The following is a 15,510-nucleotide window of genomic DNA, read 5'->3' as shown; positions in this document are numbered from 1 at the left end:
GGAACTCTTGACGGTGACGTGCGCTAGAGTTACCTTTATTTCACAAGACGAAATGTGCATTCCATAATATGGAATATGTTTTCCACGAAAATACCGTCAGGGCCGGAGTTACCGCATCCGGCAGCACAGTTCCCGTGGATACCGGCCCGGACCCGGGCAATGCCCTTTTCCGACACAGGGGAGCTCTGCAACATGTCCCACGAAAACGGTCCTGGCCCGCATGACGAGCACGGACATTCGCAGCTGATCGACCCGGAGCCCTGGGGCACCGGTGACCCCGCAGTCGAGGAGATTGCCAGGGGAGGGCCGGCCGCCCCGGGGCAGGTGCCCGCGGGCGTTAGTGCCCGGCTCTACAACGAGGACCTGGCGCCCACCACGCGGAAGGGCCGCACGTGGCACGCCTACAGCATCTTCACGCTGTGGGCCAACGACGTGCACTCGCTGGGCAACTACGTGTTCGCCATCGGGCTGTTCGCCCTGGGACTCGGCGCCTGGCAGATCCTGCTGGCCTTCCTGCTCGGCGCCGTCCTGCTGTTCCTGCTCCTGAACCTCTCCGGGTTCATGGGCGAGCGGACGGGCGTGCCGTTCCCGGTCATGAGCCGGATCGCGTTCGGCATCCGGGGCTCCAATATTCCCGCCATCGTCCGTGGCGCGGTGGCCGTGGCCTGGTTCGGAATCCAGACCTATTTGGCCTCGGTGGTTCTCCGCGTGCTCGTCCTGGCGCTTGCGCCGTCCCTGGCGCCGCTCGACACGGACTCGTTCCTTGGCCTGTCAACGCTGGGGTGGCTCTCCTTCCTGGTGCTGTGGGCCGTGCAGGTCGTTATCGTCAGTTTCGGCATGGAAATGATCCGCAAGTACGAGGCCTTTGCCGGCCCCATCATCCTGGTCACCATGCTCGCACTGGCCATCTGGATGTTCATGAAGGCGGAAGGCTCGATCGCCTGGTCCACCGCGGACGCCCTGACCGGTCCCGAGATGTGGGTTCGGATCTTCCAGTCCGCGGCCCTCTGGGTAGTCATATACGGGACCTTCGTCCTGAACTTCTGCGACTTCACCCGCGGCGCCCCCTCCGAACGGTCGGTGGTGCGCGGCAACTTCTTCGGCATCCCCATCAACATGATCTTCTTCGCCGCCATCGTCATCGTCCTCTCCGGCGCCCAGTACCGCATTGATGGGACGGTCATCGAGTCACCAATCGACGTCGTTATCGCCATCCCGAACACCTTCCTGCTGGTGCTGGCCTGCCTGGCCCTGATCATCCTGACGGTGGCCGTGAACCTCATGGCCAACTTCGTGGCACCCATCTACACGCTGGCCCACCTTTTCCCGCGGACCCTGGACTTCCGCAAGGCAGCCATCATCTCCGCGGTGATCGGCCTGTTGATCCTGCCGTGGAATCTGTACAACTCGCCCCTTGTCATTGTCTACTTCCTCGGCGGGCTGGGCGCCCTTCTGGGACCGCTGTTCGGCGTCATCATGGCCGATTACTGGCTGCTCCGGAAGGGCAAGATCAACGTTCCGGACCTGTATTCGGACTCCCCGGACGGGGAGTACGCGTACACCGGCGGCGTCAACCGGAAGGCCATTATCGCGGGAGTGCCGGCCGCCGTTGTCGCCCTGATCCTGGCGCTCGTCCCCGCGTTCACGCTGGTTGCCGGCTTCTCCTGGTTCGTCGGTGCGATCCTGTCCGCCGGGATCTACATGCTGATCATGGACCGCCATGCGCCGTTCCACGCCGTCGACGGTGAGGAGATCGCCGTCGCACCGAAGCACTGACTGTCCATCCATCTGGCCACGTAGTACTAGACGAGTCCGTGCTGGTACGCGTAGGCCGTGGCTGCGGCGCGTGAGGTGAGGCCCAGCTTGGTGAAGATGTTGCTCAGGTGTCGCGCCACCGTCTTTTCGCTAATGAACAGTTCGACGGCGATGTCCCGGTTGGTCAGTCCGGCAGAAACCAGCTGCACGACTTCGGTTTCGCGGGCGGTGAGTGCCCCGGCGACCGTGGTGTCGGCGTCGTGCGCGGCGTGGGGGTGAGCGGTGTGGGGGTGAGCGGCGGGGCGGATGGCGTCGTTCGCCCGGGCCGGTACGGAGTCCGGCGTCAGGCCCGCCAGCGCAGGTGCGGCGCCCAGTTCGGCGAAGGTGGCCCGTGCCGCCTCACGTTCCAGCCGGGCGGATTCCTCGTCGCCGAGGACGGCGCAGAGGCTGGCCAGGAGGGCGCGGCAGCAGGCTGCTTCGAACGGTGCGTCGAGGCTCAGCCAGCGCGACCACGCCCGGCGGAGCAGGACCAGAGCCGCGGCGGGGTCGCCGTCGTGGGTGAGCACGGTGGCCTGGGCCTGTTCGGCGAGGGCATGCAGCATGGGCATGTCGATCGTGGCGCAGAGGGCGGCCAGCTCCTTCATCGCGGTCCGGGCCGCGTCGGAGTCGCCGGCGGCCAGTTCGATCTCCACCCGGGCGGCGAGCATCAGGCGCCGGTAGCCGGGGTCGATGCCAGCCATGGTCTGCCGGAGCAGGGTCTGCGCCTGCTCAGGCTTGCCCTGGGCGAGGCGGAGCAGTGCAAGCCCGGGCTGCGGCGGGAACCCGGTCTCCTGGGCATGCCGGTAGGAGGCCTCGGCGGCGTCGAAATCGCCGCGGAGCCGCTGGATTTCGCCTTGTTCGTAGAAGCCGCCGTAAGTCGCCATCCGGTCGCCGCGGAAGGCGAGATCCTGCGCCGTTTTGGCGGCGGCGATGGCCTCGGACCAGGCGCCGTGCAGCCGGTACAGCGCGGCCCGGTGCATCTGGCACTGGCCGCTGAAGGCCACCAGGTTCGGCTGCGCGTCGCACCACTTATCCAGCGCCCGGGTCCATTCGTGGGCCCGGCGCAGGTCGAACGCCAGATGACAGGTCTCGATCACCGCGCAGTAGATGATCCCGGCGGGGACCGGGGAGATTTCCCCGACGGTGACGGCGACCATGGCCTCGTCGAGCAGCGCCAGGCCGTCGTCGAGGTCCCCGAGCATGATCTTTGCCTGGCCGAGGCCCAGCACGCCGAGGGCCGCGCTGTCCGCGTCGCCGCGGGCCCGTCCGAGGTCCGCGGCCCGGGTGAAGGCTTTGGCCGCGGCAGCTCCGTCGCCGCTATAGAGGGCGCCCAGCCCGGCGGGGACCAACAGCAGACCCTCGAAGCGGCAGGGCTCGGGCAGGTCCTCGACGATCCGGTGGGCCCGGGCCATCCAGCCGGCGCTGCGGGCCGGTTCGCCCTGCATGATGAGGTTCATCCCGGTCCAGACCGCGCAGCGGGCGGCGGCGGGGTAGTCGCCGTCGGCGAGGTAGCTCAGGTGCGCCCGGGCCAGGAGGTCCACGCCCTCGGCGGCCCCGCCGGTGAGGATGAGGGAGGTGGCCAGCTGTTCCACGTCGCTGGCCGGCAGCCCTTCCGCTTGATCCGCCTCCGTGTACTGGCCGACGGCGTCCGGCCAGCGCCGCTCGGCGTAGGCTTTCCGGCCTTGTGTGAGTGTAGACATGGCCTTCCCCGTTCCCGGTGGCGGGTCGGGGCCTGGGGCACTTCCGGAGTTATGGCACTGCCGGTGCCGGTGGACCCTGTCGGAGCCGGTGGGCGCGGCCCGTCAAGTGTTTTCAGGCTACAGCCGGGGTTCAGCGGGCGGCAAGGTGCGGTGGGTTGGTGGCGCTGATGCTCTTCGCGGACGCCCAGCGATCACACGAAAGCCAGGGGTTGCTGCCCTCGTTATTGGCTGAGGGTGAAGCGCAGGGAAAGCCAGTTTTCCCGGCAGGCGATGGCAGTGGCCTCAGCGTCGCCGCGGCGGGTGTGCTCGATGATTGTGGCGTGCTGAGCGACGGAATGCCGGCCGGCAAAGGATCCGAACCGCATCCGTTCGATCCGGCGGATCACGGGGGTGGTCTGCTCGAGTACTTCCTGGATGACGTCATTGCCGGAGAGGCTGATGAATACCGCGTGGAACTCATCATCGGCGCTCAGTGCTGTTTCGATATCGAGGCGTTCGAGCGCTTTTTCGAACCGGGTGTTGGCCGTGACCATGGTGGATATGGCGGCGTCGGTGACCACGGGGACAGCGAGTCTGGCGGCGAGTTCATGCATCGCAGCGACGACCTGCTGGGCATTGACGGTGGAGGCCAGATCGTAGGGGGCCACGATGGTGGCTTTGCCAGGCATGGCGACTACCAGGCCGGCGCGCTCCAGTCGCAGCAGCGCCTCCCGGATCGGAGTCCGGCTGACGCCCAACCACGCCTCGAGCTCCGTGTCTTTCAGGCGTTCGCCGGGGGTAAAGGTGCCGTCAACGATTGCGTCGCGTATCGACTCAAAGACGTTGTCCCGGAGAAGTGACCTTTTATGGACACCTTGCAGGTCGGGGGTAGGCATGCAACATACGGTATATCACCGCTTGGGCGGGCGTCTCCCGGGTCGGGCAGGCGGCGGACTCTTGACACGGCGAGGATTCGGGCCTGCAATATATTGCATATTAGGCGTCAGTTGAGCTTGATCGACATCTGACCGTCCCATGTTCTGAACCTGTAACCGGAGGATTTTTGATGGCCATCACCGATTTTGAGCGGTATCCCCTGACGTTCGGACCGAGCCCGGTCCATCCATTGCCCCGACTTAGCGCACACCTTGGCGGGGCGCAGATCTGGGCGAAGCGTGAAGACGTCAACAGCGGGCTGGCGTTCGGGGGCAATAAGACCCGCAAGCTGGAGTACTTCGTCCCGGAGGCTCTCGCGCAGGGCGCGGACACTCTCGTCTCCATTGGCGGCTATCAGTCCAACCACACCCGTCAGGTTGCTGCCGTGGCAGCGAAGCTGGGGCTCAAAGCCCGGCTGGTCCAGGAAAACTGGGTCGATTGGCCGGACCCGCTTTCAGACCGGGTCGGGAACATCCAGCTCTCACGGATCATGGGTGCCGACGTCCGGCTGGACAGTGCAGGGTTCGACATCGGCATCCGCAGCAGCTGGGAAAACGCCATTGAGGAGGTCAAGGCCGCCGGCGGCACCCCCTATGCGATTCCGGCCGGCGGGTCAGATCATAAACTGGGCGGGCTGGGCTTCGCGAACTGGGCCTACGAGGTGGAGCAGCAGGAGCGGGAGCTCGGCGTCTTCTTCGACACCATCGTGGTCTGCACGGTCACGGGGTCCACCCATGCCGGCATGATCGCCGGGTTTGCCGGCCAGGACAGGCCCCGCCGCGTCATCGGCATCGATGCCTCGGCGACCCTGCAGAAGACCCGCGACCAGGTCGAACGCATTGCCCGGAACACCGCCGAACTGATCGGGCTGGGCCGGGATCTCCGCGACGACGAAATCAACGTCTTGGAAGGCTGGGCCGGCGACCTCTACGGGATTCCCGTGGACTCCACGCTCGAAGCGATCCGCCTTGGCGCCTCTCTCGAAGCGATGATCACGGACCCCGTCTATGAGGGCAAATCCCTTGCCGGTCTCATCGACTTGGTGAAAAGCCGGGAGATTCCGGCCACCAGCAACGTTCTCTACGCTCATCTGGGCGGCCAGCTCGCCCTCAATGCCTACAGCGGACTCTTCCGCTCCTAACAAACCCGGCGGCAACCCCCTCATGGATCAGGTGGAAAAGGAACCCGTATGACCACGACAGACAGTATCGAGTCGACCGGCGCCATCCGGCTGCAGAACCTGGGCGTGAGTGCCGGCGTGGTCTGCCTGACCAGCCCGGACCTGGTATTCCGGTCGCTGCAGGACAGGCACCGGGTGACCGGCTCGACCCGCAGCGCCATCATTGACGAACTCTTCCCGCCCGGCCACGCCGCCCCGCTGGTCACGGTCCTCGACGGCCACCCTCACACCCTGGCGTTCCTCGCAGGAGCCCGGGGCGATCGCATCAGAAACCTCGGAGTCACGGAGTTCGGCCAGTCCTCCGGCCTTGATGACGCACCGACTCCATCGTGAGCGCAGCAATTGACCTCACGGGTCTCCCCGCTCCGCGTACCCCGGGCGGCCCGTGACAGTCTCGACGTCGGCACTTCCGTTGGCGCGCGCGATCAGGAGGTGGGTGACGGCGAGCCGCGGGGTCTGGCCGCTGTGCACTGAATTTCTCCACCTTCGCCGTCGATTCCCTGGCAAGTCGTCGCGGCACGCTGACTGGGATGTTCAAAGCTGGGGAGAATCGGCGGGCTAAGGTACATTTCTCGAGTCAGCGGGGGCCAGCTTTTGGGGAAGTTGACGATCCCGGCCTCTAATCCCCTGAGGGTTGACCGGCGGCCGTCCGACAGTCCGGGAAGGTTGGCAGCGTTGAATCCTCGTGCCGATAGATTTATGCGGGTGGCGGGCTATTTTGGCACCATAGTGCTGGTGCTCGCCGTCGGTGGCTGTACTTATAAGGACGCTGTGCAGGCCCCGACCTCCGGGGCTGCAGCCAGCGGCTCGGTGTCGACGCCTGAGGCTGCGCCGACTGCTGAGTTCGTCATTCCCGCGCAGCTGCCCGCGCCGATTGACGTTGGCGCAAACGAGGATCAAATCGCCGAGCTGGGGTCCCAGACGCGGGGCGCAAATATCGGGCCCCTGACGCTTGGCAGCACGACGGTTGTCTACGTGAGGTGCGCCGGAGGTGGGTCGCTGACTTTCGAACTGGACGGAGTCGGGCGGTCTGTACTGCCATGCGAGGCAGTAGCGGAGCCGCGCGGGACGAGGAACGTGTTTGATACCAGGCTTGCCCCGCAGACCACGGCCACGGTTGAGTCCAGCCCGGGCCAGATCTGGTCCTTGGGCGTTTACTCCGAGCCAACGCCATAGCCAGGCTGTCGCCTATGTAATCGTCGTCCCTGAACTGCATTTTTGGGCCCGTTGATGTAGCCGCCCGTAGGCACGTATTCCCCAACATTGCCGTCAGGTTCCCCTCAAACCCCGGCAAGCCGTCGCGGCACGCTGACGACGGGCTCCGAAGCTGGGGAACGTTGGCGGGCTGGTACGCATTTCCCGGGTGAGGCGAGCCTTTTCTGGGGGAGCAGGCGATGTTGGACTCGAAAACGCCGGCTCTTGCGCCGGAAGGCCCGACAGCAGGACTATGAGGAAATCGGAGTCGGCCGTCGGATGGAGTAACCAGCGAGCCGGTTCAGGAGCTTTCGGACTTCAGCGCTGCACTGGCGATTAACTGGCTTTTTATCCGCCGCGCAGACGCTGGTAATCGTGAATCCGATAAACAAGCATCGAACGAAAGGATGGGACGATGCCGCTCTATCTGTCGAAATTCAGCTACACGCCAGAGACGTGGGCGAGGCTGATCAGCAAGCCTGAGGACCGTGGACGCGCCGCCCAGGAATACATTGAATCGGTCGGCGGGAAACTCCACGGGTTTTGGTACGCTTTCGGATCCCATGACGGCTACAACTTATGGGAAGCACCGGACAACGTCTCCATGGCCGCGGTGGCGCTGGCAATCAGCGGAGGCGGAGCACTGAGCTCGTTTGAAACAACGGTGCTACTGACTGTCGAAGAAACGCTGGAAGCGCTGGCTAAAGCCGAGGAGATCAGGTACCGCCCGCCGGGCACGTGACGACGTGGGCCGGGGGAGCCCAGCCGGTTCCCTGCGCTCGCTCCAACTGCCGGAGAGGGCGTGATTTGACGGGCTGACGGGCCACGGAGAGCGCACGTCGCTCAAAGAATTGAGAAATTCTTGTTGAATTCTTGAATTTCCGCAGGGGTGTGTCTTGATCGGCACGCAGCAGTGTTGGTGCTATTCCCGCTTATCGGTCTCAAACGAAAGGGAATAGTCCTCATGGACAGTTCAATCAGTTTTAGCACGGGTCCGCGCCGGGGGGCGCGGACCCGTCAACCCATCTCCGCACCGCAGGTACTGGGAAGGGTCGCCGTTGGTGCCGCCACACTGTTGTTCGTTGCAGTTGGGCTGGTGGTGCCGATGCTCCACATCGGGTTCTCCCCGGTCCTGACCGGAAGCATGCGCCCCGCCTACGCACCCGGCGACCTGCTGATCACCGTCCCGGCGGACGTGACGAGCCTGCGTCCCGGTCAAATCGCCGTCTTCACCCCGCCCGGGGAAACAGCTCCGTTCGCCCACCGCATCACCGCCATCGACGGCACTGCGGCCCAGCCAGTCCTCACGACCAAGGGCGACGCCAACCCGGCCACGGACGAGTGGCGGGCCACGCTCAACCAGACCCAGATACCCGTCGTCGTCGCCACGTTGCCGACGGTCGGCAACGCGCTCCTGTGGATCCAGAACCCGGTACCGCGCGCAGTCCTCACCGGCTTCTTGGGGCTGATGATGACCGGCGCCGCCGTCCGCTGGATTCTCCGCTCTGCGCCACGCGCCCGCGGCCACCGCGCCGCCCATTCTTAGAAAGCCGCCCGCTTCATCGCCCCAAAGGAATCATCATGTCTGCAACCACCGCACGCCATACCGCCCGCCGTGTAAATCCTCCGGCCCCGATTCTGCTCGCTGCCTGCGCTGTGGCCGCAGCCGGACTGGCCCTCACCGGCGGCGGGGTGTACGCAGCGCTGAACGCCACAGCCGCCAACACCACCGCCCAAAACGCGAGCTCCGGGACTCTTAGCCTGACAATGGCCGCGAACGGGGTCGGGTTCGGCCACGTAGTGTCCAACCTTGTCCCCGGTGACGTCATCAACCGCTATGTCAACCTCAGCCAGGGAGCGAGCCTGGACGGCAGGGCCCTGACGCTGTCCGTCGCTGACGCCACCCCGACGAAGCTCACCACTGACGCCACCAAGGGTCTGCGCGTGACCGTCACCCAGTGTTCGGGCACCTGGACAACCGCCGGCGCCTGCACCGGCGGCGGGGCCACCACAACGGTCCTGGCGACGAGCGTGCCCCTAAGTACCCTCGCCACGACGCCCGCGACGCTCGTTGCCGGCACGATCGCCGCCGGGTCAGCCCTGAACCTTCAGGTTTCCCTGACCCTGCCGGACCAGAACGAAACCACCACCAATGGAACCGTCCCCGTCGGCACTATCCAGGGGCTGACCGCGGCGCTGACATGGACATTCACGGAATCCCAGCGCACCGCCACCACCACAGGAAGCTAAGCCGGGTGAACGTCCGCACGTACCCGGGCAGGGCCGGCGCTGCTTTTGCGGCCGCGGCCCCTGCTGGTGTGCATGTCAATGGCGGCGGCCGCCGCGGCGAGTACGGCCAAAGCGACGTCAGCTTCCCAGGGCGTGGGGAGCGCCCGTTGGGGCGCGGTTGCCACGATGACTACCGACGCTTCAGGCGGATCCGGTGCCCTGCTGCTGACCTTTCCGAATAAAGGCAATACGTCGAGTCCGTCATTTGCGCCGCAGTTCTTCACCGTCGGCAACACCGGCACCGTGCTGCTCTCGAAGGCGACGTACACCGGCACAACGACAGCCCCGTCCAGCGTGAATTTTGTTGTTGAATCCTGCAGCGGCACATGGAATGAGACCACTGGCGCCTGCCAGGGAACACCCGGCACCATTGCGCCCGTCCTGACAACGCCCACAGGGTCATCAACAGCGTCAGTCGTCTCCACCACCGTCCCGGAACATCCCGACACGGCCGTCCGGTTTCGGGCAACGGTGAAATTCAGCGGCAATGTTCCAAACTCACCCGCTACCACGCTGACCTTTGGCGTTGCGGTGGACCGCACCTACGTGAGGGCCGCAACAACTACCGGCGGTTGACCCGTGGACGGAATCAGACCTGATGCAGACTTGACGACGGCGGGCGCCCCCTTTCGGTGGCGGGGGAGGGACTTCCCGGCTCTCTCCGGGCGGAGGACCTTGAGGGCCTTGAACGCCGCGGCCGCGGAGACGAAGACCACCGCGCCCAGCCCGCCGGCGAGACCGCGTGGTCAGGGCAAACCCGGCGCGGCTAGACTCCTGACAACAACCAGGCGGGGGAAATATTAAATTGTCAGTAACGCCAATTCGCCGGAGCGCAAAGTACAACCGGATGGCCATTACCTCGCTGATCCTGGCCGCGGTAGCCGCGGTTGGCACCGCGTTGATGAGTGTGGGAGTCATGGCGGTGTTCGCCGTGGGCGCCGGGCATGTGGCGCTCAACCAGATCGGACGACGCCGGGAGAAGGGTCGCGGACTGGCGATCGCCGCCCTCGCAGTCGGCTATTCCATCGCCGTCCTGGGGCTGGTGTCCACGGTCTATTTCATGGCGATCTTTGCGGACCGGCCGATGTAGCAGTACGCGGTTTCGCCCCGGCCCGGCCCGGGGTAGTAGGTCCGCCTACGGAGACTTGGCACCCCGCTGGGTGGCGTCGCCGTGTGCCGCGTGGGCGCGGGCCAGCAGGTCGACGAACTCGGTTTCGTCGTGGACGAGGGCCTTGTATTTCTCCGGCAGCTTGCTGATCTGTTTTTCTTCCTGGACCATTTTGGCGAAGATCATGTTCCGCTCCACAATGCCCGTCTCGTAGTTGAGGTCGAGGTAGTCAGTGGCGTGCCGTTTGGCGCCGGACACCGCGTTCTTGGCCTTGCCCTTGGGGCTGAAGATGGAGGCCAGGACGGTGACGGCAAGGACGCCGAGGATCACGGTCAGCGAGACTTCGGTGCTGATTTCGATCACGGTGACGTGTTCGCCGTCGTTGATGAACGGCAGGGTGTTCTCGTGCAGGGCGTGGAGGATGAGCTTCACTCCGATGAAGCCAAGGATCGCGGCGAGGCCGAAGGCGAGGTAGATCAGGCGGTCCAGCAGTCCGTCGATGAGGAAGAACAGTTGCCGCAGTCCCATGAGCGAGAACGCCGTGGCGGTGATGACGATGTACACGTTGGTGGTCAGGCCGAAGATCGCCGGGATGGAGTCGAGCGCGAACAGGATGTCCGTGCCGCCGATGGCCACCATGACCAGCAGCATCGGGGTGAGGACGCGTTTGCCGTTTTCGATCGTGAACAGCTTGTCCCCGTCGAAGTGCTCCGACGTCGGGAGGACGCGCCGGACCAGCCGGACGACGATACCCTCGGTGTCGTCGTCGTGCGCGTTGGGCCGGAGCAGGTTCCCGGCGGTGATCAGCAGGATCAGGCCGAAGATGTAGAACACCCACGCGAAGGTGTTGATCAGGGCTGCGCCGAGGAAGATGAACCCGGTCCGGGCGATCAGCGAGAACACGATGCCGAACAGGAGCACCTTCTGCTGGTCGGCGCGGGGGACCCGGAAGCTCGCCATGATGATCAGGAAGACAAACAGGTTGTCCACGGACAGAGCCTTCTCCGTGATGTAGCCGGCGAAGTACTCGGTCCCCATTGTGGGGCCGCCGAAGATCAGGACCCCGACGCCGAACAGCAGCGCGATGCCCACGTACAGGGAGGACCAGGCAGCCGACTCCCGCAGGGTAGGGGAGTGGGCCTTCCGGACGTGGGCGAAGTAGTCGAAGGCCAGGAGGCCACCAATCCCGACGATGGTCAGGATCCAGACGTGGGTGGGAGTTTCCATGCTGTGCCTTTCACTGCTGCTTCGCTGCCGGGCGGTGAAATTAGATTACCTGCGCGGCGAGAGCCGCGCATTTCGGAAGCGGATTCCACCGCCGTATCAAGGAGCTCAGGGTCGGGCAGGTCGCCGAACCGGTCAACTGCCCCTCAGCTCCGCCGGCTACGTCCCATGCACCATCAGATGATCAGCAAATAGCTTCGTAACTATTGGCTGGCCCTGGCCTCCATGTACAGACCTCCTCGACGACGCTTTCCTATTTCGAGCGCGAGGTCCACCATAGGGAATATCGGGAAGCTGGCATCGACTGGTAGCACCCACATCGTGGCGGATCAAAGGGGCGTTCATGGACAAGATCGTTTCCGTTCCCCCGAATCGACGCGCGCTGCTGAAGACGATCGGGGTCGGAGCGGCCGGTTTTGCCAGCATCCCCCTTCTGTCTGCGTGCACAGGCGCATCCGCGAAGTCTGCGGCGTCGGCGTCGGCGTCGCTGCTCCCGGCCCCGCCGGGACAGATCGAACCACTGCTGGACCGGCCGAAAGTCACCGCCGCTTTGGCCTGGCTCGACGGTTTCATCCGGGACGCCATGGACCAGACCGGGCTGCCGGGGATGGCCGTAGCCGTGGTGTATCAGGACGAGGTCGTGTACTCCGAAGGGTTCGGGGTGCGTGAGGTCGGTAAGCCCGAGCGGATCGGTCCGGACACGGTCTTCCTGCTGGCTTCGGTGTCCAAGCCCCTGGCATCAACGGTGGTGGCGGGGGTTGTGGGGCGGCAGGTCATCAACTGGACCGACCCGGTCATTGAACACAACAAGGGCTTCGCGCTCAATGACGACTTCGTCACGCGCAACGCCAGCTTCGCGGATCTTATGGCGCACCGCAGCGGGCTGAAAACAGGGGCGGGCGATCTGCTCGAAGACCTCGGATTCGACCGCGCATATATCCTCGGCCACCTCAATCAGGAGCCCCTTGATACGTTCCGGTCCAGCTACAATTACAGCAATTTCGGCTACACGGAAGCCGGCCAGGCAGCAGCCGACGCCATGAAAATGACCTGGGAGGACCTGGCGGAGGAGATCCTGTTCCGGCCGCTGGGCATGTCCGCGAGTAGTTATCGCCACTCGGGCTATGAGAACGCAACGGATAAGGCCTCCATTCACGTGCCTCTCGGGAACAAGCAGTGGTCAGCGAAATTCCGCCGCAATGCAGATTCCGAGGCCCCGGCCGGAGGCGCGAGTTCCTCCGTGCGGGACATAGCGCAATGGCTCCGGCTGCAACTCGGCAACGGCACCTACGACGGCAAGCCCGTCATCGATCCGGCGGCCCTCCAAACAACCCACGTTCCCCATGCAGTCTCCGGGCCGGCGTCGGCGCCGGCTGCCCGCTCCCATTTCTACGGGCTGGGCTGGAACGTCTCCTACGATGATCAGGCCCGCGTCCAGCTCGGCCACTCCGGCGCCTTCAACCTTGGCACCGCCACGGCCGTCGCCATGCTTCCGGGCGAACAACTGGCCATCGTGGCACTGACCAACGGGCGCCCGCAGGGCATTCCCGAGGCAATCACCTCCGGTTTCCTGGACGCAGCCCAGCACGGGTCACCCACGGTCGACTGGCTCGGATTCACCGCGGGCATATTCGAACAGATATATGCTTCCGGGAAACCGGCGATCGACTACACCAAGGCCCCGTCCACCCCTTCACCGGCCAAGGCAAACACTGCCTACACCGGCACCTATGACAACACCTACTACGGCCCGCTTGTGGTCCTCGAACAGGGAGGGAAACTCGCCATGAGAATGGGACCAGCCAGCAGTCCAACCACTTTCCCACTCACACACTTTGACGGCGACACCTTCAGTTTTGAATCCATCGGCGAGAACGGCAACGGCCTGGCCGGTGCACTCTTTGCCGAAGGCGGGGACGGCTCTTCGCCAGCCGTCACCCTGGACGTCTACGACGCCACCGGACTCGGGACTTTCACCAGGGCCACTTAGGACGCATTACTGCTTGACCCCGCAGCCCGCCCGAAAGATTTGACGTGAAGCTGACGGGCGCTACTTCTCGGGCCGCACGCCGGGCGTCAGGACGGTGATTCCGGCATCGGCCGCAGCGCTGACAAGTTCCCGGTCGTAGGCCAGCAGCACGTCGGCCTGCAGCCGGATCGCGGTGGCCAGGTGAATGGCGTCAGCGCTCCGGCGTCCGCCCGGCAGTGCGGCCGCATACATGAGGTCCGAGCGCGCCACATCCACGAGGTTGATTCCGCCCAGCACTTTGTTGATCAGGTCGGCCGGCAGTCCGCGACGGCGGCCGATTCAGTCTCCGCGATCACCAGTTTGAGCGCCGCGGACGGGTCGACGTAGATGATCAACGATCGCCACGCAGATCGGCGATTATTTCCAACGTCGCGGCGCTGCTGCTCGCGCGGGGCAGGGATACGAAGTCGACGGCGTCCGTGGCCGCCGGCCGGACATTGCCGGACAGCAGCAAGCGTTTGAACGGCGACGCCGACGGCGGTATCAAGGTGGCGGCGATTTCGCCATTGTTGGTGACGTCAATGATTTCGCCGTTCTTCACGCGTTCCAGAATTTTGCTGCTCTGGTTCCGGAGTTGCCGGTGGCCAATTGTTGTCATGGTTGCCTCCGTAGCAATCGGAGCACTGAGGACGGATGTTCCATTATGAACCGCTCGCCCGTTGGGATGATAGACCGCAACTCGAGGTCAGAGATGGCCCATCCCGGCGCGTGGGATGGGCCAGGAGTGACCCCGCGTTGCTATGCCGGCGGAGCCTTTACGCCCGCAGGATCCTCACGTGATCCGGCGTTAGCTCGGAGATCCGGTTGACACCCAGCAGGGCCATGGTGCGGGCCATGTCCTTTTCCAGGATCTGGAGTGCCCGGTCCACACCGGCGCGGCCGCCGGCCATCAGGCCGTAGAGGTAGGCCCGGCCGATCAGGGTGAAATCCGCGCCCAGGGCCAGGGCCGCGATGATGTCGGCGCCGCTCATGATCCCGGTGTCCAGGATGATTGCGGCGTCGCTGTGGTCCGCCTTCAGGGCCGCGGAGACCTCGGGGAGCAGGTGGAACGGGACCGGGGCGCGGTCCAGTTGGCGTCCGCCGTGGTTGGACAACACGATCCCGTCCGTGCCGTGGTCCACTACCTTCCGGGCGTCCTCGACCGTCTGGATTCCCTTGACCACGAGCTTGCCCTTCCACGTCTCGCGCAGCCAGTCGAGGTCGTCAAAGGTCAGGGTGGGGTCGAACATGGAGTTGATCAGGTCCGCCACCGTCCCGGTGTACCGGGACAGCGAGGCGAAGGTCAGCGGCTCGTGCGTGAGGAAGTTGAACCACCAGGCCGGCCGGTAGGACGCGTCCAGCACGGTTTTCAGGGTCAGGGCCGGCGGGATGGTCATGCCGTTGCGCACGTCCCGGAGCCTGGCGCCGGCGACGGCGGTGTCCACCGTGACCATGAGGGTGTCATTGCCGGCCGCGGCGGCACGGTTGATCAGCTCGAGCGAGCGGTCGCGGTCCGTCCAGAGGTAGAGCTGGAACCAGTTCCGGCCGTGGGGCGCGGCGGCGGCCACGTCCTCGATGGACGCCGTGCCCATCGTGGAGAGCGTGTACGGGATGCCCGCCGCTGCCGCTGCCTGCGATCCGGCGTACTCACCCTCAGACTGCATCATCCGCGTGAACCCGGTGGGTGCGATCCCCACCGGCAGCCGCGACGGTTTGCCCAGCACCTCAGTGGACAGGTCCACGCTGGAGACATCGCGCAGGATGCCGGGGCGGAACTCGATGTCCGAAAACGCCTGGCGGGCCCGGCGCAACGTAATCTCGGCTTCCGCCCCGCCGTCGGTGTAGTCGAAGGGGGCTTTGGGGGTACGCCGTTTGGCGATCTCGCGCAGATCCCAAATGGTGTTGGCCCGCTGCAGCCGGGCGGCCTTGCTGAAGCCGGGCTTCTTGAACTGCATCAGCGGCGCCAGGTCGGCGTATTTCGGAACACGGCGCTTGAGCGCGGCAGGAACAACACCGGACTGCCCGACGTCGGACGTCGTCGCTCCGATGCCGGCGGCACCGCCGGTGACCAGTGCCCTGAGACGTTCCAACTCCATGT

17 protein-coding genes are annotated in these 15,510 nt (G+C 65.2%); 10 read left to right on the top strand and 7 right to left on the bottom strand.

What is annotated here, in order from left to right:
- Positions 1-192 precede the first annotated feature (192 nt).
- The gene (locus KY499_RS07990) at positions 193-1,776 is read left to right on the top strand and encodes an NCS1 family nucleobase:cation symporter-1 (protein ID WP_219886752.1); all 1,584 of its coding nucleotides are present in this window, start codon (positions 193-195) and stop codon (positions 1,774-1,776) included.
- 26 nt (positions 1,777-1,802) lie between these two features.
- Here KY499_RS07990 and KY499_RS18165 read toward each other — a convergent pair whose 3' ends face one another.
- Together KY499_RS18165 and KY499_RS07980 are read right to left on the bottom strand one after the other, a co-directional pair.
- Positions 1,803-3,494, bottom strand: a complete 1,692-nt coding sequence (locus KY499_RS18165) for a helix-turn-helix transcriptional regulator (RefSeq protein ID WP_258191020.1) — start codon at positions 3,492-3,494, stop codon at positions 1,803-1,805.
- A gap of 221 nt (positions 3,495-3,715) precedes the next feature.
- The gene (locus KY499_RS07980) at positions 3,716-4,369 is read right to left on the bottom strand and encodes a GntR family transcriptional regulator (RefSeq protein WP_219886751.1); all 654 of its coding nucleotides are present in this window, start codon (positions 4,367-4,369) and stop codon (positions 3,716-3,718) included.
- A gap of 170 nt (positions 4,370-4,539) precedes the next feature.
- On the opposite strand from KY499_RS07980, the gene KY499_RS07975 reads away from it, so the two are divergent.
- On the top strand, positions 4,540-5,550 hold the full coding sequence (locus KY499_RS07975) for a 1-aminocyclopropane-1-carboxylate deaminase (protein WP_219886750.1): 1,011 nt from the start codon (positions 4,540-4,542) through the stop codon (positions 5,548-5,550).
- Positions 5,551-5,598: 48 nt separating this feature from the next.
- Positions 5,599-5,922, top strand: coding sequence for a hypothetical protein (locus tag KY499_RS07970; RefSeq protein ID WP_219886749.1), 324 nt, complete (start codon positions 5,599-5,601; stop codon positions 5,920-5,922).
- Between the two features lie 15 nt (positions 5,923-5,937).
- Here KY499_RS07970 and KY499_RS18160 read toward each other — a convergent pair whose 3' ends face one another.
- Positions 5,938-6,060: a hypothetical protein gene (locus KY499_RS18160; RefSeq protein ID WP_258191134.1), complete on the bottom strand. Its 123-nt coding sequence runs from the start codon at positions 6,058-6,060 to the stop codon at positions 5,938-5,940.
- 234 nt (positions 6,061-6,294) lie between these two features.
- Between KY499_RS18160 and KY499_RS07965 the strand changes: the two genes are divergently transcribed.
- The 6 genes from KY499_RS07965 (at position 6,295) to KY499_RS07940 (ending at position 10,162) form a co-directional block, all read left to right on the top strand.
- Complete coding sequence (locus KY499_RS07965) at positions 6,295-6,765, top strand: hypothetical protein (protein ID WP_219886748.1); 471 nt, start codon at positions 6,295-6,297, stop codon at positions 6,763-6,765.
- 433 nt (positions 6,766-7,198) lie between these two features.
- Positions 7,199-7,525, top strand: coding sequence for a GYD domain-containing protein (locus tag KY499_RS07960; protein WP_219886747.1), 327 nt, complete (start codon positions 7,199-7,201; stop codon positions 7,523-7,525).
- Between the two features lie 222 nt (positions 7,526-7,747).
- Positions 7,748-8,329 (top strand): signal peptidase I, encoded by a 582-nt coding sequence (locus tag KY499_RS07955; RefSeq protein WP_219886746.1) that lies wholly within the window; start codon positions 7,748-7,750, stop codon positions 8,327-8,329.
- A 35-nt stretch (positions 8,330-8,364) separates the two neighbouring features.
- Positions 8,365-9,033 (top strand): TasA family protein, encoded by a 669-nt coding sequence (locus KY499_RS07950; protein WP_219886745.1) that lies wholly within the window; start codon positions 8,365-8,367, stop codon positions 9,031-9,033.
- Between the two features lie 165 nt (positions 9,034-9,198).
- Complete coding sequence (locus tag KY499_RS07945) at positions 9,199-9,648, top strand: hypothetical protein (RefSeq protein WP_219886744.1); 450 nt, start codon at positions 9,199-9,201, stop codon at positions 9,646-9,648.
- A 271-nt stretch (positions 9,649-9,919) separates the two neighbouring features.
- Positions 9,920-10,162, top strand: coding sequence for a DUF4190 domain-containing protein (locus KY499_RS07940; RefSeq protein WP_219886743.1), 243 nt, complete (start codon positions 9,920-9,922; stop codon positions 10,160-10,162).
- Positions 10,163-10,207: 45 nt separating this feature from the next.
- On the opposite strand, the gene KY499_RS07935 is transcribed toward KY499_RS07940, so the two are convergent.
- On the bottom strand, positions 10,208-11,407 hold the full coding sequence (locus KY499_RS07935; RefSeq protein ID WP_219886742.1) for a TerC family protein: 1,200 nt from the start codon (positions 11,405-11,407) through the stop codon (positions 10,208-10,210).
- 340 nt (positions 11,408-11,747) lie between these two features.
- On the opposite strand from KY499_RS07935, the gene KY499_RS07930 reads away from it, so the two are divergent.
- A complete protein-coding gene (locus KY499_RS07930; RefSeq protein ID WP_219886741.1) occupies positions 11,748-13,394 on the top strand; it encodes a serine hydrolase in 1,647 nt (548 codons plus the stop codon).
- Positions 13,395-13,454: 60 nt separating this feature from the next.
- Here KY499_RS07930 and KY499_RS07925 read toward each other — a convergent pair whose 3' ends face one another.
- The 3 genes from KY499_RS07925 to KY499_RS07915 all read right to left on the bottom strand — a co-directional run bounded on the left by KY499_RS07925 (position 13,455) and on the right by KY499_RS07915 (position 15,508).
- The gene (locus KY499_RS07925; protein WP_258191019.1) at positions 13,455-13,670 is read right to left on the bottom strand and encodes a hypothetical protein; all 216 of its coding nucleotides are present in this window, start codon (positions 13,668-13,670) and stop codon (positions 13,455-13,457) included.
- A gap of 94 nt (positions 13,671-13,764) precedes the next feature.
- Entirely contained in the window at positions 13,765-14,031 is a 267-nt protein-coding gene (locus KY499_RS07920; RefSeq protein WP_219886740.1) for a type II toxin-antitoxin system Phd/YefM family antitoxin, read from the bottom strand.
- A 157-nt stretch (positions 14,032-14,188) separates the two neighbouring features.
- A complete protein-coding gene (locus KY499_RS07915) occupies positions 14,189-15,508 on the bottom strand; it encodes an alpha-hydroxy acid oxidase (protein WP_308813088.1) in 1,320 nt (439 codons plus the stop codon).
- Positions 15,509-15,510 lie beyond the last annotated feature (2 nt).

The sequence above is a fragment of the Arthrobacter sp. PAMC25284 genome (genome assembly GCF_019443425.1).
GTDB classification, from domain to species: Bacteria; Actinomycetota; Actinomycetes; order Actinomycetales; family Micrococcaceae; genus Arthrobacter; species Arthrobacter oryzae_A.
The sequence above is the reverse complement of the archived record's forward strand: the minus strand, read 5'-3'. Positions and strand labels throughout refer to the sequence as shown.